At 57.5% G+C, this 868-nt stretch carries 1 protein-coding gene; it reads right to left on the bottom strand.

The window, feature by feature from the left end; genetic code table 11:
• Positions 1-120 precede the first annotated feature (120 nt).
• Entirely contained in the window at positions 121-729 is a 609-nt protein-coding gene (locus N1F91_RS30980; protein WP_289997761.1) for a hypothetical protein, read from the bottom strand.
• Positions 730-868 lie beyond the last annotated feature (139 nt).

Genomic DNA, 868 nt, shown 5'->3' with positions numbered 1-868 from the left:
TCGTTCTTCCGATATCTCGGCGATCGCCTCGGCATACCCGCCCACCAGCCGATACCGCGACTCCCCGATCTCGTCAGGCAAGCCGCTCAAGCCTGATCGCCCGGAAATCTGCCCCGGTTACTACATCGGCGTGTGGGAGAAGAGGTTCCTGAGAACGTGGGCCGCCAGGTTGAAATCCCTGAGAACGGCTGCCTCCAGACCCATTCGGTTGATGCGCTGCTCGATAAAATGCTCCTGGTTTTCCAGATAATCACGTGAGGTGAGCGCCTCAAACCTGATCACCGCTTCCCTCCTAAGCCTGGAGCTATCGAAAGCGATTAGCTCTGGTGATACGACGGCACTGTAAAAGCGTTCGACCGACCCTCGCAGATAGGCATATCGATCGTCCTCCGAGAGGATAGCCTGTTCCTCCCGCCGGCTCTTCAGCTGATCATACTCCGTGTCGGAAAGCGGCCGAGCGCCCATGATACCAGCCTCCAATTCGGCGGCATGTAGTTCCTTCCCTGCCTCACTAAGCTCCTGTCCAATCGAAAAAAGTTCGCTGTCCCTCCTCGACCGGATCACCATCCATCCCTGTCGGAACATGTGCTCGGTGAAGTTGTATTTCAGGTCGTTGATGGAAGCACGTTGTGTCGACCTGATCAGAGAAGCCAACCGGAGCATCTCGTCGGACTTTTCGTGGATCGGCTGTCCGTGGTCGTCAAACCCCGTCAGGAGGTGGTCGAACATACCGGCACGAAGCAGGTCGTGTAACCGGGGCAGATTTCCGGGCGGAGGGGGTTTTCAGCCGATCCCGGTCGTGATTCATCCTTTGCGTGACGCTACCACCGATTGATTCTCTTGAAGGCCTGTCGCTCGCGGAACTCCG

Source organism: Aquibium sp. ELW1220 (assembly GCF_030398385.1).
Lineage (GTDB): Bacteria > Pseudomonadota > Alphaproteobacteria > Rhizobiales > Rhizobiaceae > Aquibium.
The sequence above is the reverse complement of the archived record's forward strand: the minus strand, read 5'-3'. Positions and strand labels throughout refer to the sequence as shown.

Coding starts and splice junctions, on each gene's coding strand:
- N1F91_RS30980 (WP_289997761.1), bottom strand. CDS start 729: ATGTTCGACCACCTCCTGACGGGGTTTGACGACCACGGACAGCCGATC.